The 19,517-nt window shown below is 73.7% G+C and carries 14 protein-coding genes; 11 read left to right on the forward strand and 3 right to left on the reverse strand.

The genetic code is table 11. The features are described 5' to 3' along the window. Window positions 1-56: 56 nt before the first annotated feature. The 5 genes from miaA to hflX all read left to right on the forward strand — a co-directional run bounded on the left by miaA (window position 57) and on the right by hflX (window position 6,917). Window positions 57-1,007: a tRNA (adenosine(37)-N6)-dimethylallyltransferase MiaA gene (miaA, locus tag ACIQIB_RS27640; protein WP_363609574.1), complete on the forward strand. Its 951-nt coding sequence runs from the start codon at window positions 57-59 to the stop codon at window positions 1,005-1,007. A 229-nt stretch (window positions 1,008-1,236) separates the two neighbouring features. Continuing rightward, the gene (locus ACIQIB_RS27645; protein ID WP_363609572.1) at window positions 1,237-1,746 is read left to right on the forward strand and encodes a hypothetical protein; all 510 of its coding nucleotides are present in this window, start codon (window positions 1,237-1,239) and stop codon (window positions 1,744-1,746) included. Window positions 1,747-1,833: 87 nt separating this feature from the next. Then, window positions 1,834-2,742 carry a diaminopimelate epimerase gene (dapF, locus tag ACIQIB_RS27650; RefSeq protein WP_363609570.1) on the forward strand — a complete coding sequence of 303 codons (909 nt, stop codon included), beginning with the start codon at window positions 1,834-1,836 and terminating at the stop codon, window positions 2,740-2,742. Window positions 2,743-2,906: 164 nt separating this feature from the next. After that, window positions 2,907-5,303 carry a RelA/SpoT family protein gene (locus tag ACIQIB_RS27655; RefSeq protein WP_400761296.1) on the forward strand — a complete coding sequence of 799 codons (2,397 nt, stop codon included), beginning with the start codon at window positions 2,907-2,909 and terminating at the stop codon, window positions 5,301-5,303. A gap of 108 nt (window positions 5,304-5,411) precedes the next feature. Then, on the forward strand, window positions 5,412-6,917 hold the full coding sequence (gene hflX / locus ACIQIB_RS27660; RefSeq protein WP_363609566.1) for a GTPase HflX: 1,506 nt from the start codon (window positions 5,412-5,414) through the stop codon (window positions 6,915-6,917). A gap of 77 nt (window positions 6,918-6,994) precedes the next feature. Here hflX and ACIQIB_RS27665 read toward each other — a convergent pair whose 3' ends face one another. Both ACIQIB_RS27665 and ACIQIB_RS27670 read right to left on the reverse strand, forming a co-directional pair. Then, window positions 6,995-8,134: a hypothetical protein gene (locus ACIQIB_RS27665; protein ID WP_363609564.1), complete on the reverse strand. Its 1,140-nt coding sequence runs from the start codon at window positions 8,132-8,134 to the stop codon at window positions 6,995-6,997. A gap of 40 nt (window positions 8,135-8,174) precedes the next feature. Then, window positions 8,175-9,356, reverse strand: a complete 1,182-nt coding sequence (locus ACIQIB_RS27670) for a hypothetical protein (RefSeq protein ID WP_363609562.1) — start codon at window positions 9,354-9,356, stop codon at window positions 8,175-8,177. A gap of 332 nt (window positions 9,357-9,688) precedes the next feature. Here ACIQIB_RS27670 and ACIQIB_RS27675 point away from each other — a divergent pair, with 332 nt between their 5' ends. The 5 genes from ACIQIB_RS27675 to ACIQIB_RS27695 are packed head-to-tail and all read left to right on the forward strand — an operon-like array spanning window position 9,689 to window position 17,508. Further along, the gene (locus ACIQIB_RS27675) at window positions 9,689-11,494 is read left to right on the forward strand and encodes an IucA/IucC family protein (RefSeq protein ID WP_400657401.1); all 1,806 of its coding nucleotides are present in this window, start codon (window positions 9,689-9,691) and stop codon (window positions 11,492-11,494) included. Next, on the forward strand, window positions 11,491-12,072 hold the full coding sequence (locus ACIQIB_RS27680) for a GNAT family N-acetyltransferase (protein ID WP_363609560.1): 582 nt from the start codon (window positions 11,491-11,493) through the stop codon (window positions 12,070-12,072). Before ACIQIB_RS27675 ends, ACIQIB_RS27680 begins: the two co-directional genes overlap by 4 nt. A 14-nt stretch (window positions 12,073-12,086) precedes the next feature. Continuing rightward, complete coding sequence (locus tag ACIQIB_RS27685) at window positions 12,087-13,538, forward strand: lysine N(6)-hydroxylase/L-ornithine N(5)-oxygenase family protein (protein ID WP_400761300.1); 1,452 nt, start codon at window positions 12,087-12,089, stop codon at window positions 13,536-13,538. Continuing rightward, window positions 13,516-15,342, forward strand: coding sequence for an IucA/IucC family siderophore biosynthesis protein (locus tag ACIQIB_RS27690; RefSeq protein ID WP_363609556.1), 1,827 nt, complete (start codon window positions 13,516-13,518; stop codon window positions 15,340-15,342). The genes ACIQIB_RS27685 and ACIQIB_RS27690 overlap by 23 nt, the downstream gene beginning before the upstream one ends. A gap of 12 nt (window positions 15,343-15,354) precedes the next feature. Then, window positions 15,355-17,508 (forward strand): ATP-dependent DNA helicase, encoded by a 2,154-nt coding sequence (locus ACIQIB_RS27695; protein WP_363609554.1) that lies wholly within the window; start codon window positions 15,355-15,357, stop codon window positions 17,506-17,508. Window positions 17,509-17,760: 252 nt separating this feature from the next. Here ACIQIB_RS27695 and lexA read toward each other — a convergent pair whose 3' ends face one another. Further along, complete coding sequence (gene lexA / locus ACIQIB_RS27700) at window positions 17,761-18,423, reverse strand: transcriptional repressor LexA (protein ID WP_400657444.1); 663 nt, start codon at window positions 18,421-18,423, stop codon at window positions 17,761-17,763. A 562-nt stretch (window positions 18,424-18,985) separates the two neighbouring features. Here lexA and nrdR point away from each other — a divergent pair. Next, on the forward strand, window positions 18,986-19,483 hold the full coding sequence (nrdR, locus tag ACIQIB_RS27705; RefSeq protein WP_363609550.1) for a transcriptional regulator NrdR: 498 nt from the start codon (window positions 18,986-18,988) through the stop codon (window positions 19,481-19,483). The last annotated feature ends 34 nt before the right edge of the window (window positions 19,484-19,517 follow it).

A 19,517-nucleotide genomic window follows, 5' to 3' on the forward strand; every position in this document is an offset into this window, starting at 1 on the left:
GGACCAGTCGGGCGGGGAGGTCAACGGCGCGGCGGCGGTTTTGCGAGACTGGTGCCGTGAGCAGCTCCCGTACCGTTCAGCCCCGTGTCGTCTCCGTGGTGGGCGCGACCGCCGCCGGCAAGTCCGACCTGGCCGTCGCCATCGCCCGCAGTCTCGACGGCGAAGTGATCAACACCGACTCGATGCAGCTCTACCGGGGCATGGACATCGGCACCGCCAAGCTCACCCGGGCCGAGCGCGACGGCGTCCCGCACCACCTGCTGGACATCTGGGACGTCACCGAGGCCGCCAGCGTCGCCGAGTACCAGCGGCTCGCCCGCGCCGAGATCGACCGGCTGCTCGCGGCCGGCCGCACCCCCGTCCTGGTCGGCGGCTCCGGGCTGTACGTCCGGGCGGCGATCGACGAGATGGACTTCCCCGGTACCGACCCGGCCGTCCGGGCCCGGCTGGAGGCCGAGCTGGAGCAGGCCGGCCCCTACGCGCTGCACCGGCGGCTGGCCGAGCTGGACCCGGCCGCCGCCGAGGCCATCCTGACCGGCAACGGCCGGCGGATCGTCCGGGCGCTGGAGGTCATCGAGATCACCGGGCAGCCGTTCACCGCCAACCTGCCGAGCAACACCGCCGTCTACGACGCGGTGCAGATCGGTGTCGCGGTGCCGCGGCCCGAACTGGACGAGCGGATCACCCTGCGGGTGGACCGGATGTGGGAGGCCGGACTGCTGGACGAGGTGCGGGCACTGGAGCGGCTCGGCCTGCGCGAGGGGCGCACGGCCTCCCGGGCGCTCGGGTACCAGCAGGTGCTGGACCACTTCGCCGGAGAGTGCACCGAGGACGAGGCCCGCGCCGAGACCGTCCGGGCGACCAAGCGGTTCGCCCGCCGCCAGGAGTCCTGGTTCCGCAGGGACGGCCGGATCCACTGGCTCTCCCGCCCGGCCGGTGCCGACCCGGCCGAGCTGCTGGCGGACTCGCTGGAGCTGATCGAACGTCAGGAAAAGGACGGCGCGTAGGCGGTATCCGGCCAATCCGGCGGTGCACCTGCGCGCGCAGGCGGGCGTGCAGAACGAACCGGCGGTTACGGCCCGATCACGTGATGGCCACGGATCACCCGATGGCCCCGGTCAGGCCCGGAACGCCCCCCTGGACATGCCATCATCGATGCCATAAGGGCCGGTCCGCGAGGGCCGGTCGCGTCCGGCCGCGAGTCCGCACTCGTGTCGAACTGTCAGGGGAGGCCGCGTGTCGACGGGTACCGGCCCCGAATCCGGGCAGAGCGGGAGCGCCACCGCCGAGGCCGACGGCCCCGACGCCTCGACCCTGCCGGACCTGCCCGTGCTGGCGGGCCTCGACGCCCCCACCTCCTACGCGGTCGCGCTGCCCGCGCTGGACACCCGCACCCCCTCCGGCGCGGTGCACGAGCGGGAGATCCGCCCGCGCCGCCGGCTGCGCTGGTGGCAGACGCTGCCGATCGCGCTGCTGGCCACCGTCGGCTCGCTGATGTTCGCCTTCCCGCTCGCCTTCGGCTCCGGCGGAACCGGCTCCGCGATGGTCGGGATGCTCGGGATGCTGCTCACCGCCGCCTCGGTCGGCTGGGGGGCGATGGCCGCCCGGCACGCCGGGTACAAGTGGCCGGGCCTGCCGCGCCGCGGCTCCGGCGAACGGGCCGGATGGAAGGCGATCGTGATCTACACCCTGATCGCGCTGGCCGCCTGCGCGCTCGCCCTGTGGCGGGTCGTCCACCTGCGCTGAGGCCTGCCGGGGCCGTCCGGCCGGTCGTCCGGTCCGCCCTACGGGCCCGGCCGGTGCCCTGCGCGGTGGCTCAGTACCATCGGGAGGGTGAGCGAATCCTCCCAGCAGCCCGTTGGCCTCCTCTTTCTCAAGGGGCACGGCACCCAGAACGACTTCGTCATCCTCCCGGACCCGGACGGCCGGCTGGCGATCGGCCCCGAGGCCGTCGCCGCGCTCTGCGACCGCCGGGCCGGTATCGGCGGTGACGGGCTGCTGCGGGTGGTGCGCTCCGCCGCCGACCCGGCCGCCGCGGACCAGGCCGACCGGGCCGAGTGGTTCATGGACTACCGCAACTCCGACGGCAGCATCGCCGAGATGTGCGGCAACGGCGTGCGGGTCTTCGCCCGCTACCTGGTCGAGGCCGGGCTGGCCGAGCCGGGCGAACTGACGGTGGCGACCCGGGCCGGCGTGCGGCGGGTCAGGGTGGCCGAGGCCGCCGAGGACGGTACGCCCGGCGACGTCACCGTGGAGATGGGGCGCGCGGTGCTGCCCGGACCGGACGGGATCGAGGTCGCGGTCGGCGAGCGGCGCTGGCCGGCCCGCAACGTCAACATGGGCAACCCGCACGCGGTGGCCTTCGTGGCGAGCCTGGACCACGCCGGCGACCTGCTGACCGCGCCGCTGACCAGCCCCGAGGGGGTCTACCCGGAAGGCGTCAACGTCGAGTTCGTGGTGGACCGCGGACCGCGCCACGTCGCGATGCGGGTGCACGAGCGCGGCTCCGGCGAGACCCGCTCGTGCGGCACCGGCGCCTGTGCCGTCGCGGTGGCCGCGGCCCGTCGGGACGGCGCCGACCCGGCGGTCACCGGAGAGACCGTCAGCTACACGGTGGATGTGCCGGGCGGCCGGCTGGTGATCGCCGAACACCCGGACGGCCGGGTGGAGATGACCGGCCCCGCGGTGATCGTGGCCAGCGGCCGGCTCGACCCGGGGTGGCTCGGCGTGCTCCGGGGCTGAGCCCTTCGGGGGCGGGCGTTTTGCCCAATTCGGGCGGTGCTGAATCCCCCCGTTCGGGTGATCCGGCTGACGGACAGGAAGCAGCGCACCGCGGAACGTGCTCTGCTCGGTAGCATGGACCACCGGGTCGGCCAAGGCTCCGGTGACCGCTGCCGGAGGTGCCGATGACCATCGAAGCCGGGCAGCCCCTGGCGGGGCAGCCGACATCCGCACGGCAGGCCGGGCCCAAGCGGCCCCTCGGCGGACTCGGCCGGGCCGCACTCGGCCGGGCCGGGCGCGCCGCCCTGCTGGCCACCGACCGCCCGCCCGTCCCCGATGCGCTCGAACCGCTGGTGCAGGCACACCGGCGCCACCATCCGCAGGCCGACCTCGGCCTGCTCGGCCGGGCCTACCGGCTCGCCGAGGCGAGCCACCGCGGCCAGAAGCGCAAGAGCGGCGAGCCGTACATCACCCACCCGCTGGCCGTCACCATGATCCTGGCCCAACTCGGCGCCGGGACAACCACCTTGGTCGCCTCGCTGCTCCACGACACGGTCGAGGACACCGAGTTGACGCTCGACCAGGTGAGCGAAGGATTCGGCCCCGAAGTCGCCTATCTGGTCGACGGGGTGACGAAACTGGAGAAGGTCGACTTCGGTGCGGCGGCCGAGGCCGAGACCTTCCGCAAGATGCTGGTCGCCACCGGGGACGACGTCCGGGTGATGGTCGTCAAGCTCGCCGACCGGCTGCACAACATGCGCACCATCCGGCACATGAAGCCGGCCAGCCAGGTGCGGATCGCCAAGGTCACCCGGGACGTGCTGATCCCGCTGGCCGAACGGCTCGGCATCCAGGTGCTCAAGGCCGAGCTGGAGGACATCGTCTTCGCCACCCTGCACCCCGAGGAGTACGCCCGGGCCCGGGCCCTGGTGGCCGGCCACGAGGCCGAACCGGACGCCCTGCTCGCCCCGTTCGCCCGTACGCTGGCCCGTCAGCTCGCCGAGACCGGGGTGGCCGCCGAGGTCACCGTGCGCCCCCGGCACCTGGTCTCGCTGCACCGGGTGCTGCTCAAGCGGGCCGCCGCGCGGGGCCGGGACGGGCGGCCGCAGGGGGCGCAGCCCGCCGACTTCGGGCGGCTGCTGGTGGTGGTCGAGGAGAACGCGGACTGCTACGCGGTGCTCGGCGAGCTGCACACCTGCTGGACGCCGCTGCCGGGCGAGTTCAAGGACTTCGTGGCGGCGCCCAAGTTCAACCTGTACCAGTCGCTGCACACCGCCGTGGCGCTCGACGGCGGCGCGGTGGTCGAGGTGCTGGTCCGCACCCGGCGGATGCACGAGGTCGCGGAGACCGGGGTGGTGGCCCTCGGCGACCCCAAGCAGCCCGGCGCGGCGGCGGTCGGCGGGGGGCCGTCCGCTGCCGGGGCGTCCGGCGCCGGCGCCGGGGCCGGGAGCGATGAGCTGGACCGCACCGATCCGGCCCGGCCCGGCTGGCTCAGCCGGCTGCTCGAGTGGCAGCAGGAGACGCCCGACCCGGACGCCTTCTGGTCGGCGCTCACCGCCGACCTCGCCGGCGACCGCGAGATCACCGTGGTCACCGAGACCGGCGAAACGCTTCAGCTGAGGGCCGGCGCCAGCTGTGTGGACGCCGCCTACCTGCTCGGCGAGGAGACCGGCCACCGGTGCATCGGCGCCCGGGTCAACGGGCGGCTCACCGCGCTGTCCACCGTGCTGCAGGACGGCGACCTGCTCGCCGTGCTCACCGAGAACGGCCCGCGGGCCGCCGAGCCGTCCGGACCGGCGCCCGAGTGGCTGGCGCACGCCCGGACCCCCGCCGCCCGGCTGGCCATCGAACGCTGGCTGGCCGGCCACCCCACGCGCCTGCCGGTGGTGCGCACCGGGCCCTCCGCCGGGCAGCCCGCGCCGCCCGCGCACCGGGTCGCCGAGCGCGGCACCGCCCCGGTGGCGGTGGAGGGCCGGCCCGGGGCGCCGGTCCGGCTGGCCCGCTGTTGCACGCCCGTTCCGCCGGACGAGGTCAGCGGCTTCCCGATCCGGGGCGGCGCGGTCGCCGTCCACCGCACCGGCTGCCCGGCGGGGGAGCGGATGCGGGCGGCCGGGCGGGGCGTCCTGGAGATCCACTGGCAGCCCGGCGGAACCCCGGCCTCCGGGTACCGGGTCACCCTGCGGGCCGAGGCGCTGAACCGGCCCCGGCTGCTCGCCGACCTCACCGCGGCGATCTCCGGCGAGGGCGTCGGAATCGTCTCGGCCGAGGTCGAGCCGCCGCAGGAGCTGCGGGTCCGGCACACCTACACCGTCGAGCTGCCCGAGCCGGCCGTGCTGCCCGCCGTGATGCGGGCGATGCTGAGGGTCTCCGGGGTGTACGACGTCAGCCGCCCGCACGCACCCGAGGGGGGAGGCGCCGTACGCGCCCCGGCGCGCGCGCCGGAGTCGGCCAGGGCGCGTGAGGCGGGAAATAAGGATGACCCGCCCGCACCGGGCGTGCGACCATCATGGGGAATGCACGGCCGGTCCGCGGCGTTGACTGGGCACACGAGCCCCAGTGCCACCCGCGGCCCTGAGGGGTAGCTCACACCTCGCCCGAGCGGTAGACGGGGCGGCAGCTGGGCAGACTCCGAGTGCGACCGTTGCCCGCGGTCGTGCACAGGCCATCCGTACCAGCAGCCAAAGGACAGAATGACCTCCACGTTCGACACCCGCGACCACGCCGACGCCCCGCGCCGCCTGGACGGTATGCGGGCGGAAGCCCTCATGGACGAGGACCTCGCGGCCATCGACGAGGACCGCGGCCACCACTACGACGGCGACCAGTACGACCGCAGCGAGCGAGCCGCGCTGCGCCGCGTCGCCGGCCTCTCCACCGAACTCGAGGACGTCACCGAGGTCGAGTACCGCCAGCTCCGCCTGGAGCGCGTGGTGCTCGTCGGCGTCTGGACCGACGGCACGGCCGAGGAGGCGGAGAACTCGCTGGCCGAGCTCGCCGCCCTCGCCGAGACGGCCGGCTCCCAGGTGCTGGACGGCGTCATCCAGCGACGCGACAAGCCCGACGCGGCCACCTACATCGGCTCCGGCAAGGCCAAGGAGCTGCGCGACATCGTCGCGGCGACCGGCGCCGACACCGTGGTCTGCGACGGTGAGCTCACCCCGGGCCAGCTGATCCACCTGGAGGACGTGGTCAAGGTCAAGGTCGTCGACCGTACGGCCCTGATCCTGGACATCTTCGCCCAGCACGCCAAGTCCCGTGAGGGCAAGGCGCAGGTCTCGCTCGCCCAGATGCAGTACATGCTGCCGAGGCTGCGTGGCTGGGGCCAGTCGCTCTCCCGGCAGATGGGTGGTGGCGGTTCCGGCTCCTCCGGCGGCGGTATGGCCACCCGCGGTCCCGGTGAGACGAAGATCGAGACCGACCGGCGCCGGATCCGCGAGAAGATGGCGAAGCTCCGCAGGGAGATCGCCGAGATGAAGAAGGGCCGCGACACCAAGCGCCAGGAGCGCAAGCGCCACCAGGTGCCGTCCGTGGCGATCGCCGGCTACACCAACGCCGGCAAGTCCTCGCTGCTCAACCGGCTCACCGGAGCGGGCGTACTGGTGGAGAACGCGCTGTTCGCCACCCTCGACCCGACCGTGCGCCGGGCCCAGACCCCGAGCGGCCGGCTCTACACCCTGGCCGACACCGTCGGCTTCGTCCGGCATCTGCCGCACCACCTGGTCGAGGCGTTCCGCTCGACCATGGAGGAGGTCGCCGACGCCGACCTCATCCTGCACGTGGTGGACGGCTCGCACCCCGAGCCGGAGACGCAGCTGGCCGCCGTCCGCGAGGTCATCGTCTCGGTCGACGCGCAGAACGTGCCGGAGATCGTGGTGATCAACAAGGCGGACGCCGCCGACCCGCACGTGCTGCAGCGCCTGCTGCGCCGCGAGCCGCACGCCATCGTGGTGTCGGCCCGCAGCGGCCAGGGCATCGACGAGCTGCTGAAGCTCATCGACGACGAGCTGCCGCGCCCCGCCATCGAGCTGCAGGCCCTGGTCCCGTACACCCGGGGGGACCTGGTCTCGCGGGTGCACGCCGAGGGCGAGCTGATCTCCACCGAGCACACCGGCGAGGGCACCCTGCTGCGCGCCAAGGTGGCGGCGGAGCTGGCCGCCGAGCTGGAGCGCTACACGGTGGCGCTGACCCAGGGCTGAGCCAGGGCTGAGCCCGGACGACACCGGACGGGCCCCGGTCTCCTTCACGGAGACCGGGGCCCGTCGGCGTTCCCGGGCTACTTCGCGTTCTTGCTGAAGTAGTCGAAGGCCTGCTTGGCCTGGTCCTGGAGGGACGGCCCGGCCAGGTACTCGGACGGGTTGCGGTTGCCGATTGCGTTGACGCTGACCAGGTTCGGCTTGCCGTCCTTGTTGATGAACCAGCCGCCGCCGCTGGAGCCCCCGGTCATCGTGCAGCCGATCACGTACATCGGCGGGTGGGCCGGGCCGAAGGACAGCCTGGCGGGCCTGGCCGCGGCGTCGCAGTGGTGGAGCTCCATGCCGTCGAACGGCCGCTCGGCGGGGTAGCCGTAGGAGAACACCGAGGTGATCTGGGACCGCGGGGCGTTGAACCAGACCGGGACGGAGCTGCCGACCGTCTCCTCCAGCGACCGGCCGGAGCCGCTCTCGTCGCGGACCCGGACGATCCCGTAGTCGTACGGGGAGCCGGGGCCGACGCCGCTCTCCTTCACCCAGGCCGGCGAGACCAGCGCGCGCACCGCCGTCCACCGCCCGTACGGGGCGACCTGCTGCTCGGTGTACGGCCTGCCCCGGACGGCCTGGCCGTCGCGGTTGTAGCCCGGCACGAAGACGATGTTCTTCAGCCAGCCGCCGCCCTTGCCGTCGTGCAGGCAGTGCGCGGCGGTGTAGACCAGGTTGCTCCGGCCCGGCTGGGCCGGATCGGAGACCACGGTGCCCGAGCACGTCGAGTCGCCCCCGGACGCCGTCATGAAGATCTTGCCGACCACGGCCGTCGCCTGGCTGTACGGGTGCGGCTGCGGGGTGGCCGGGACGGCGGCCGGCGGATCGTCCCGCTCGACGTCGCCGCCGGCCGTCCGGTACGAGAACTGCGGCGTGGCCCGGCCCTTGGCCTTCTCCATCCTGGCGGTGGACCAGAAGCCCTGGGTCACCTCGTTGCTGAAGGCGTTCTCGCGGGCGAACCTCGTCCAGTCGTCGACCTTCCAGTTCGCCGGCTCCTGCGGGCCGCCGGGCAGCGCGGCGCCCGGCAGGCCCGCGGCGACGGTCGCCGCGGGCCTGCCGGTGCCCGCCGCGCCGTCCGGCCCGCAGGCCGTCGCGGTGAACGGCAGCGCGACGAGCGACACGGCGCCGGCCAGGGCGGCCCGGCGCCGCGGCGCGCCGGCCCGGCTGGTCTTCGGCATGGTGGATCGGTTCCCGTGGACGTGGTGGAGGTAGGGGCGGCTACTGCTTCTTGGAGATCCAGTCCAGGGCCTGCTTGGCGACCGCCTCCAGATACGGGCCGCTCAGCGAGGTGTGGTCCTGGGTGCCGACCGAGGTGTTGCTGACCAGCGCCGTCTTCCCGTCCGGCATGGTGGCGAACCAGCCGCCGCCACTGGAGCCCTGGGTCATGGTGCAGCCGATGGTGAGCATCGGCGGCCGCTTCGGGTCGAACGAGAGCCGGGTCGGCCGGCCGCCCTCGCACTTGTACAGCTCCTGGCCGTCGAACGGCTTGTAGAGCGGGTAGCCGACGGCCGAGACGGCGAGCTTGTCGCGCGGCGCGTCGAACCAGACCGGGACGGCCGCGCCGACCGCCTCCTCCAGCGACTTGCCGCTGTCGTTCTGGTTGTGCACCCGCATGATGGCGAAGTCGTACTGGTTGGCGGCATCGCCGCTACCGCCGCCCTCGACCATCCACTGCGGCGAGGTCGTCACCTGGTCCGCCCACCAGGTGCCGAGCGGGGCCAGCTCGGAGAGCGGGGCCTTCTTGCCGCCGCTGGAGGCACCGGAGTTGTTGTAGGCGGGCACGAACACCAGGTCCTTGAAGAAGTTCCCGCCCTTGCCCTCGTGCACGCAGTGCCCGGCCGTCCAGACCAGATTGCTCTTGCCCGGGTGCGCCGGGTCGGTGACCACCGTCGCCGAGCAGTTGCCCCGGCCGCCCTGGGCGCTGAAGAACACCTTCCCGGAAGGCTGCTTGGTGTACGGGCGGGCCACCGGCACCGCCTTGACCGGCGCCGGCTCGGGATCGGTGACCGCGGCGCCGTCGGCCGGCTTCGCGGTCGGCGGCGCCGGGTCGGCGGGCTTGGAGTCGCCCATCTTGTCCGGGTTCCAGAAGTCCTTCACGACCGGGTTGTTGAAGACGTGCTTGGACGCCCAGTTGTCCCAGTCCTGGAAGTTCCACTTCTTCAGGTCGTCCCAGCTCTTCGGCAGGCCCTCCAGCAGACTGGTCGGGATGCCCGAGGGCAGGGTGAGCCCGCCGATCACCCCGCCGCTCCCGGCGGCGGCCGTGGTCGCGGCGCTCGCCGAGGCGGGTGGCGGAGCGGCGGTGCCCCCGCCCGAGGGGCCGTCCGGCCCGCAGGCGCTCACGGCGAGCAACGTCCCCGCGGCCAGTGCCGCGGCCAGGGCCGACCGGTGGATCAATGGCATGGTGTTCGCTTCCCCCTGGTAGTCCGGTGCGCCGGCGGCTCGCCGCCTTGGAGTCTCCCACTGGCCACCAGGACGACACGGGCCGACCCCCGGGTTGCGGCCCCGGTCGGAGGTCATCAATCTGTGACGAACTCCCGGCGGCGTCGTTGGAACAACAGGCACTCCCCGCCGAGTGGTGAACAATCACCGCTCTTCACCCGGACGAGTGAGCCGTCCTTGTGATCACCCGTCAGGGATAGGTAACCCTTACCTGACGCGACGATGAGAGCGCCCGCCACATCCTCTCCAGCATCCCTGCGCGTCCGCACCCCCACGCGCCCCAAGGAGCAGCCTTGACCACCGCCCTCACCGGAGCCCCGCCCCACATCCCGGCCTGCCGGACCTCCCCCGACCGCCCGGCGCAGCCCGACCTGCTGCTGCACCCCGACCCCGCCGTCGCCGCCGAACAGGCCGCCCTGGAGGCGCTGTTGCGCTGCTGGACCCGCGAGACCGGCGCCGCCCCCGGCCCGGACGGGAAGCTGCGGGTCGCCGTCCTCGGCGGCGCGGCCCTGCTCTCCGCGCCCGTCCGCTACTGGTCGCCGGGTGGCTGGCACCGTTTCGGCGCCGCCACCCTCTCGGCCGGCGAGGGTACCGCCGACGCCCCCGTGGACGCCGTCACCACCGCCGCGCTGCTCGCCACCGCGGCCGCCGAGCGCCCCGACCCCGGCCAGGTCGCCGACCTCGCCGCCCGGGTCGCCGACTCGGTGGTCCGCACCGCCGACATCCTGGCCCACCGCCGCACCGCCGCCGCCCCCGGGGGGCCGGAGGGCTCGCACTTCCTCGCCGCCGAACAGTCCCTGCTGCTCGGCCACCCGCTGCACCCCACCCCCAAGAGCCGCGACGGCCTCGGCCCCGCGCAGAGCGCCGCGTACTCCCCGGAACTCCACGGCTCCTTCCAGCTCCACTGGTACGCCGTCGACCGCGAGCTGCTCGCGGCCGGCTCCGCCGTCGCCGAGAGCGCCGACCGGATCACCGCCCGACTCCTCGGCGACCGGGCCCGGCTCCCGCGCGGAACCGCCGCGCTGCCCCTGCACCCCTGGCAGGCCCGCGAGCTGGCGCTGCGCCCGGCCGTCGCCGAGCTGCTCGCCGCCGGCCTGCTGCACGACCTCGGCCCGTCCGGCGAACCCTGGCACCCCACCTCCTCGGTTCGGACCGTCTACCGGCCCGGCACCCCCTGGATGCTGAAGCTCTCGCTCGGCCTGCGGATCACCAACTCCCGCCGGGAGAACCTCCGCAAGGAACTCCACCGCGGCCTGGAGGTGCACCGGCTGCTGGAGAGTGGCCTGGCCGCCGAGTGGCGGGCCGCCCACCCCGGCTTCGACGTCGTCCGCGACCCGGCCTGGATCGGCGTGGACCACCCCGGCCTCGGCGACCCGGGCGGCCTGGACACCGTGCTGCGCGCCCAGCCCTTCGGCCCCACCGAGCGCGCCCTCTGCGTCGCCGGGCTGGTCGCCGAACAGCCGCTCGGCACCGGCTCCGTCGTGCCGTCCCGGCTCGGCGACACCCTGCGCGCGCTCGCCGCCCGCTGCGGCCGCCCGCTGCGCACCGTGGCCGCCGAATGGTTCCTGCGTTACCTGGAGACCGTCGTGCTGCCCGTCCTGTGGCTGGACGGTCAGGCCGGCATCGCGCTGGAGGCCCACCAGCAGAACAGCCTCGTCCTGCTCGACGCCGACGGCTGGCCGAACGGCGGCCGTTACCGCGACAACCAGGGCTTCTACTACCGGGAGAGCGCGGCCGAGCGGCTCGCCGCCCGGCTGCCCGGCCTCGGCGCCCGGAGCGACACCTTCCTCGCCGACGAGGTGATCGACCATCACTTCGCCTACTACCTCGGCATCAACCACATCCTCGGACTGATCGGCGCCTTCGGCTCCCAGCGGCTCGCCGACGAGAGCGTGCTGCTGGCCGCCCTGCGCGGCTTCCTGTCCGGTCCGCGGGTCACCGCCACCGGCTCCGCGCTGCCCGGCCTGCTGCTGGACGCGCCCACCCTGCCCTGCAAGGCCAACCTGCTCACCCGGATCAACGGCATGGACGAACTCGTCGGCCCGGTCGCCACCCAGTCCGTCTACGTGGACATCCCCAACCCGGTGGCCGGCGCGTGACGCCTCCCGCCTGCCCGCTCGACGGCGTGCCCGGCCGGGGCGGCATGACCACCGCCGCCGGTGAGTTCCGGCTCCGGCCGGTCCGGCTTCCCGCCGATCTGGACCTGCTCGCCGGGTGGATGAACGACCCCGAGGTGGCCGCCTTCTGGGAGCTCGACGGCCCGCCCGCCGCCACCGAACGGCACCTGCGGGCCCAACTCGACGGCGACGGTCGCAGCGTGCCCTGTCTCGGGCTGCTGGACGGCGCCCCGATGAGCTACTGGGAGATCTACCGCGCCGACCTCGACCCGCTCGCCCGGCACTACCCGGCCCGGCCCCACGACACCGGTGTCCACCTGCTGCTCGGCCCCGCCGACCGCCGCGGCCGCGGCCTCGGCGCCACCCTGCTCGCCGCCCTCGCCGACCGGATCCTGCGGGAACGGCCGCGCTGCGAGCGGGTGGTCGCCGAACCCGACGTCCGGAACCGGCGCTCGGTGCGGGCCTTCGAACGGGCCGGCTTCGCCCATGCCGCGGACCTCGACCTGCCCGCCAAACGCGCCGCCCTGATGGTCCGCGCGCGCCGCCCTCACGCCTCCTAGGACACCCCCACCCCATGGACACCCCCGCACCCCAGGCCGGGCCCTACGACCTGCTCGGCGTCGGCATCGGCCCGTTCAACCTCTCGCTCGCCGCGCTCGCCGAGCCCGTGCCGGGCCTGCGCACGCTCTTCTGCGACCAGCGCCCGGAGTTCCGCTGGCACCCCGGGATGCTGGTGGACGGGGCCCGGATGCAGGTGCCGTTTCTTGCCGACCTGGTCTCCCTGGTCGACCCGACCAGCCCCTGGTCCTTCCTCAACTACCTGCGCGACCAGGACCGGCTCTTCCCGTTCTACTTCGCCGAGCGCTTCCAGCTGCCCCGCCGGGAGTACGACCACTACTGCCGCTGGGCCGCCGAACGGCTCGGCAACTGCCGCTTCGGCACCGAGGTCACCGCCCTGCACTGGGTGGCCGCGGCCGGCGGCGGCCACTTCCGGGTCGAGCTGCGGTCCATCGCCACCGGCCGGCGCACCGAGGTGCAGGCCCGCAACCTCGCGCTCGGCGTCGGCACCCGGCCGGTCCGGCCCGAGGCCTTCGCCGCCCTCGACGGACACCCGCGCGTCTTCCACTCCGCCGACTACCTCGACCGCCGGGACGCCCTGGACGGCGCCCGTGACATCACCGTCGTCGGCAGCGGTCAGTCCGGCGCCGAGGTCTTCCTGGACCTGCTCCGCCGGTACGGCGATGCCGTCCACGGTGGTGCCGCTCGCGGCGCGGCGCCCCACGGCGACGAGGGGACCGGGCTGCGCTGGCTGACCCGGACCAGGGCGCTCGCCCCCATGGAGTACTCCAAGCTCGGCCTGGAGCACTTCACCCCCGACTACACCCGCTACTTCCACAGCCTGCCCGCGAGCGTCCGCGATCCCCTGGTCGAGGCCCAGTGGCAGCTGCACAAGGCCGCCAGCGCCGAGACCCTCGCCGAGATCCACGACCACCTGTACGAGCGGACCATCGGCCGCCCGATCGACAGCACCCCGGTCGAGATCACCCCGGGCACCGCCGTCACCGCCGCCCGGCCCGGCCCCGGCGGCGCCCTCGAACTGCACTGCCGGCACCTCGACTCCGGCACCGAGCACGTGCTGCGCACCGACGCCGTCGTCCTCGCCACCGGCTACCGCGCCGCCCGCCCCGCCGCCCTGGAACCGCTCTCCCACCTGATCGAGTGGGACGCCGCCGGCCGCTACCAGGTCGACCTCGAACACCGTGTCGCGACCCTCCCCGAACTCACCGGAGGCCTGTACGTTCAGAACGCCGAACTGCACACCCACGGCGTCGGCACCCCCGACCTGGGCCTCGGCGCCCACCGGGCCGCCGTGATCCTCAACGCCGTCACCGGCCGGACCGTCCACCGGCTGCCCACCCGTACAGCCTGGACCGGCTTCGCCCCGCCCGCACCACCCGTCCCCGCCCCCGCCCCGGGCTTCCCGCGACCCCAGGAGTGGACCCGTGCCGCAGCCGCCGGCCGCTGAACCGCAGCTGTACCTGCCACCACAGCTCACCGCCGGGCACTGGCGGCGGGCCGGCCGCACGCTGCTGGCCAAGATGCTCGGCGAGTTCGCCTACGAGGAGCTGATCACCCCGGCCCCCGACGGGCCCGTCGGCGGCTACCTGCTGCGGCTGCCCGAGGCCGAGTACCGGTTCACCGCTCGCCGCGGGGCGTACGGCGGCTGGCAGGTCGACGAGGACTCGGTGCGCTGTTCGAAGACCGACGGCCTCGACCCGCTGCGGTTCCTCCCGTACGCCCGGCATGCCCTCGGCCTGCGCGGCGACACCACCGGGCACCTGATCCGCGAACTCACCGCCACCCTGACCGCCGACGCCCACCAGCTCGCCACCGCGCTCACCGCCGCCGAACTCGCCGACCTCGGCCACACCGAGCTGGAGGGCCGGCAGGGCGGCCACCCCTGGATCGTCCCCAACAAGGGCCGGATCGGCTTCTCCGCCACCGACGCCGCCCGCTGGACCCCGGAGGCCCGTACCCCGCTGCCGCTGCCCTGGATCGCCGTCCACAAGCGCCTCGCCCAGTACCGCGGCGTTCCCGGACTCGACCGCCCCGAACTGCTCTACCGGCGTGAACTCGACGACCCCGGCGCGCTGCTCGCGGCCCTCGGCCCGGACGCCGGGGACTACCTGCTGCTGCCCGTCCACCCCTGGCAGTGGGACGAGACCGTCGTCCCGCTGTTCGCCCCCTGGATCGCCACCGGTGAGATCGTCCCGCTGCCCTCCGACGGCGACCTACGGCTGCCCCAGCAGTCCATCCGCTCCTTCTTCAACGCCGACCACCCCGAACGCTGCACCGTCAAACTGCCGCTCGCCATCCTCAACACCCTAGTCTGGCGCGGCCTGCCCACCGAGCGCACGCTGGCCGCACCCGCCGTCACCGCCTGGATCCACGGCCTCCGGCAGGCCGACCGATTCCTGCGCGAGGAGTGCCGGGTCGTGCTGCTCGGCGAGATCGCCTCGGTCACCGTCGACCACCCGCTCTACCGCGAGCTGCCCGAGGCGCCGTACCAGTACAAGGAGCTCCTCGGCGCGATCTGGCGCGAACCGCTCGGCCCGTTCCTCGACCCCGGCGAGCGGGCCCGCACCCTGGCCGCGCTGCTGCAGACCGGCTCCGACGGCCGGGCGCTCGCCGCCGAGCTGATCGCCCGCTCCGGGCTCACCCCCGCCGCATGGACCGCCCGGCTGTTCGCCGCCATGCTGCCGCCGCTGCTGCACTTCCTCTACCACTACGGCCTGGTCTTCTCCCCGCACGGCGAGAACGCCATCCTGGTCTTCGACGAGCACGACGCCCCGGTCCGCCTCGCGGTCAAGGACTTCGTCGACGACGTCAACCTGAGCGACCAGGACCTGCCCGAACTGCGCGGCCTGCCCGCCGAGGTGGACGAGGTACTGCTGCGCGAGGACCCGCAGGGCCTCTGCCAGTTCCTCCACTCCGGCCTCTTCGTCGGCGTCTACCGCTACCTCGCCCCGCTGCTGGAGACGCAGACCGGGCTGCCCGAGGCCGAGTTCTGGGCCCTGCTGCGCGCCGAGATCCTCCGCTACCAGGCACGCTTCCCCGAGCTGGGCGAGCGCTTCGCGCTCTTCGACCTGTTCCGCCCGCGGATCGAACGGCTCTGCCTCAACCGCAACCGGCTGCTGCTCGACGGCTACGGGGACCGCCCGCACCGCCCGCACGCGGCCCGGCACGGCACCGTCCCCAACGCGCTCACCGCCGAGGCCGCGACGGTGCTGCCCGGTCAACGGGACCGGATTGTCACCCCCGCCCCGTAGGCTGGGAGGGTCATGACGAACGACTCCGAATCCCAGCTTCCCGCCGACGCCGACGACGCCGCTGACGACGTCGTCGAGGTCGCCGAGGACTCCGCCGACGGCCCGGGGGACGACTCCGGCGCCGTCCCCCGGGCCCGTATCCCCGAGCTGCTGCACGCCGCCGTCGAGGCCGTCGGCGGCGTGGAACGCCCCGGCCAGGCCAGGATGGCCGCAGCCGTCGCCGACGCCGTCGACCACGGCGAGCACCTGCTGGTACAGGCGGGCACCGGCACCGGGAAGTCCCTCGCCTACCTGGTGCCCGCCCTCGCCCACGGTGACCGCGTGGTGGTCGCCACCGCCACCCTGGCGCTCCAGCGCCAGCTGGTCGAGCGGGACTTGCCGCGCACCGTCGAGGCGCTGCACCCGGTGCTGCGCCGCCGGCCGCTGTTCGCGATGCTCAAGGGCCGCTCCAACTACCTCTGCCTGCACCGGGCGAACGAGGGCACCCCGAGCGAGGAGGGCGAGGGACTGTTCGATCCGGTGGACGCGCTCGGCGGCCCCACCGGCAAGCTCGGGCAGGACGTGCTGCGGCTGCGCGACTGGGCGGACGAGACCGAGACGGGGGACCGGGACGACCTCAGCCCGGGCGTCTCCGACAAGGCCTGGGCCCAGCTGTCCGTCACCTCCAAGGAGTGCCTGGGCGCCACCCGGTGCGCCTACGGGCAGGAGTGCTTCGCGGAGAAGGCGCGCGAGCGGGCCAAGCTCGCGGACGTCGTGGTGACCAACCACGCGATGCTGGCGATCGACGCGATCGAGGGCGCGCCGGTGCTGCCCGAGCACGGGCTGCTGATCGTTGACGAGGCGCACGAGCTGGTCAACCGGGTCACCGGCGCGGCCACCGCCGAGCTGACCGTGGGCGCCGTCAACCGGGCCGTGAAGCGGGCCGCCCGGCTCGCCAACGAGAAGGCCGTGGACGCCCTGCAGGCCGCCGCGGAGAACTTCCACGGCCTGATGGAGACGGCCCAGCCCGGCCGGGTCGAGGAGCTGCCCGAGTACCTGGCGTACGCGGTCACCGCGATCCGGGACGCCAGCCGGCAGGTGATCACCTCACTGGGCGAGACCAGGGACAAGGCGCTCACCGACGAGGACGCGGTCCGCAAGCAGGCGATGGCCTCCGCCGAGGCGCTGCACGAGACGGCGGACCGGCTGCTGGAGGACTCCGAGTACGACGTGGTCTGGATCGAGCGCAGCGACCGCTTCGGGATGGGCACCGCCTCGCTGCGGGTCGCCCCGCTGAGCGTCTCCGGGCTGCTGCGCGAGGGCCTGTACAAGGAGCGCTCGGTGGTGCTCACCTCCGCCACGCTCAAGCTCGGCGGGGACTTCAACGGCGTCGCCGCCTCGGTCGGCCTGCCCTCGGAGGCCCGGCTGCCGGACGAGCGCGGGCCCGCCGACGCCCCCGAGCCGGCCTTCGGCGAGGACCCGGTGCCGCACTGGCGCGGCATCGACGTCGGCTCGCCGTTCAAGTACCCCAAGCAGGGCATCCTCTACGTGGCCCGGCACCTCGCCGACCCGGGGCGCGACCCCGAGCGGCCCGACATGCTGGACGAGCTGGCCGAGTTGATCGGTGCGTCCGGCGGGCGGACGCTGGGCCTGTTCTCCTCGATGCGCGGCGCCCAGACGGCCGCCGAGGCGATGCGCGAGCGGCTGGACAACCGGATCCTGCTCCAGGGGGAGGACACCCTGGGCGAGCTGATCCGCGAGTTCGCGTCGGACGCGTCCACCTGTCTGTTCGGCACGCTCTCGCTCTGGCAGGGCGTCGATGTGCCGGGCTCGGCCTGTCAGTTGGTGGTGATGGACCGGATCCCGTTCCCGCGTCCGGACGACCCGCTGATGAGCGCCCGGCAGAAGGACGTCGAACAGCGCGGCGGGAACGGCTTCATGGCCGTGGCGGCCACCCATGCCGCGCTGCTGATGGCGCAGGGCGCGGGCCGGCTGGTGCGCGCGGCGGACGACCGGGGCGTGGTGGCGGTCCTCGACCCGCGGGTGGAGACCAAGCGGTACGGGAGCTTCTTCCGGTCCTCGATGCCGGAGTTCTGGTACACCACCGACCGCAACCAGGTGCGCCGGTCGCTGGCGGCGATCGACGCCTCGGCGGCGCCGGTCCGCCCGGTGGTCAAGCGGGGTTGACCGGCGGCCCAGGACAGGCCGGAGGGGCTCCGCGCGGTGGTGCGTGGAGCCCCTTCCCGTCCCGGTGTCTCCGGCCCCGGGTTTCCTCGGCCCTCGGGTTTCCTCGGCCCTCGGGTTTCCTCGGCCCTCGGGTTTCCTCGGCCCCGGGTTTCCTCGGCCTCGGCGTTTCGGGACCCTCCGTTTTCCGGCCCCAGCGTTTCGGGCCCTCGGCGCCTTCGTTCCGGCGCCGAGGCGGCCTCTCCCGGCCCGTGCTCAGAGGCGGCGCAGGACGGCGACCACCTTGCCCAGGATGGTCGCGTTGTCGCCGTTGATCGGCTCGTACGCGGGGTTGTGCGGCATCAGCCAGATCCGGCCGTCCTCGCGCTTGAGGCGCTTCACGGTGGCCTCGCCGTCGATCATCGCGGCCACGATGTCGCCGTTCTCGGCGACCGGCTGGCGGCGGACCGTCACCCAGTCGCCGTCGCAGATGGCCGCGTCGATCATCGAGTCACCGCGTACGGTGAGCGCGAACAGCTCGCCCTCGCCCACCAGTTGGCGCGGCAGCGGGAAGACGTCCTCGACCGTCTGCTCGGCCAGGATCGGCCCGCCCGCGGCGATCCGGCCGACCAGCGGCACATACGAGGTGGACGGCCGCCCGGCCGTCTCGGCGGTGTTGGGGCGGGCCACCTCGACGCCGCGGACCTCGTAGGCGCGCGGGCGGTGCGGGTCGCGGCGGAGGAAGCCCTTGCGCTCCAGGGCCATCAGCTGGTGGGCGACCGAGGAGGTGCTGGACAGGCCGACGGCCTGGCCGATCTCGCGCATGGACGGCGGATAGCCGCGCCGCTGGACCGAATCCCGGATGACCTCGATCACCCGGCGCTGGCGCTCGGTCAGACCGGCCTCGTCGGTGCGGATCCCGGGGGGGCGCCCCGGCATCGCCCGCGTGGGGGCGGGGTGGGCCTCGTCCAGCACGGGGGCGTGCTCGATCGGCTGGTCGGGAACGCGGCTCGTGCTGGAAACAGCAGGGCCGGAGAGGCGGTGTTCTTCGCTACGGTCCATGCTGACATCCACACTCTGCTGATTCGTGGTGCGCAGCCCCACCTTGAGCTGGGAGTGTTCCTGCACCGGGATGGTGTTGCTTTCGATGGTGTTCACGGCGGCCCCTCTCGACGGCTGTCCTCTCCCTTTTCCAGCCCAACGGCACCTCCTATCGAAAGGTTGCGCCAAACACACGTTCGAGTGAATTATTCGGGAGTTGGCTGACTCGATCAAGGCTTTGTTGTACATCGATTAAATGTTCGATCGATCATCGGCTCCGGCAGTCTAATCCGCGTCGACACGCCAGGGGTGTCGCTTCCCCCGAAGACCTACATGTAGTGGCTACAGTCCTCACCGTGCCCAGTACTAGTGGTCACGCCTCATGATCAGCTTGCCGAGGCCCGGTCCGCATCGCATAGACTCAACCGGTCCGCACGTCCTGCCAGGGAGGGATCCTCAGGTGCACTGCCCCTTCTGCCGGCACTCCGACAGCCGCGTCGTCGACAGCCGGACCACCGAGGACGGCAGTTCGATCCGCCGTCGTCGGCAGTGCCCGGACTGCGGCCGCCGTTTCACCACGGTGGAGACGGCCGCGCTGATGGTCATCAAGCGCAGTGGCGTCACCGAGCCGTTCTCCCGGGAGAAGGTCATCTCCGGAGTCCGCAAGGCCTGTCAGGGCCGCCCGGTCACCGAGGACGCCCTCGCCCAGCTCGGCCAGCGGGTCGAGGAGTGCGTGCGGGCCACCGGCAACGCCGAGCTCACCACCCACGACGTCGGGCTGGCCATACTCGGACCGCTCAAGGAGCTCGACGTGGTCGCCTACCTGCGCTTCGCCAGCGTGTACCAGGCGTACGACGGACTGGAAGACTTCGAGGCCGCCATCGCGGAACTCCGCGCCGAACGGCCCGTCCCCGAGGCGGACGGCACCTGCGTGCCCGTCCCCGCCGCCGCGCCCTAGGAGGCCCGGCTCCAAGCACCACCGGCCCCCCGGG

It is taken from the genome of Kitasatospora sp. NPDC092286, from assembly GCF_044755565.1.
Taxonomy (GTDB): Bacteria; Actinomycetota; Actinomycetes; order Streptomycetales; family Streptomycetaceae; genus Kitasatospora.

Excerpts from the sequence above, each read along its gene's own strand:
- ACIQIB_RS27655 (WP_400761296.1), top strand. The coding sequence starts at position 2,907 with ATGACCATCGAAGCCGGGCAGCCCCTGGCGGGGCAGCCGACATCCGCA.
- hflX (WP_363609566.1), top strand. The coding sequence starts at position 5,412 with ATGACCTCCACGTTCGACACCCGCGACCACGCCGACGCCCCGCGCCGC.
- ACIQIB_RS27665 (WP_363609564.1), bottom strand. The coding sequence starts at position 8,134 with ATGCCGAAGACCAGCCGGGCCGGCGCGCCGCGGCGCCGGGCCGCCCTG.
- ACIQIB_RS27670 (WP_363609562.1), bottom strand. The coding sequence starts at position 9,356 with ATGCCATTGATCCACCGGTCGGCCCTGGCCGCGGCACTGGCCGCGGGG.
- ACIQIB_RS27685 (WP_400761300.1), top strand. The coding sequence starts at position 12,087 with ATGGACACCCCCGCACCCCAGGCCGGGCCCTACGACCTGCTCGGCGTC.
- ACIQIB_RS27695 (WP_363609554.1), top strand. The coding sequence starts at position 15,355 with ATGACGAACGACTCCGAATCCCAGCTTCCCGCCGACGCCGACGACGCC.
- lexA (WP_400657444.1), bottom strand. The coding sequence starts at position 18,423 with ATGCCGGGGCGCCCCCCCGGGATCCGCACCGACGAGGCCGGTCTGACC.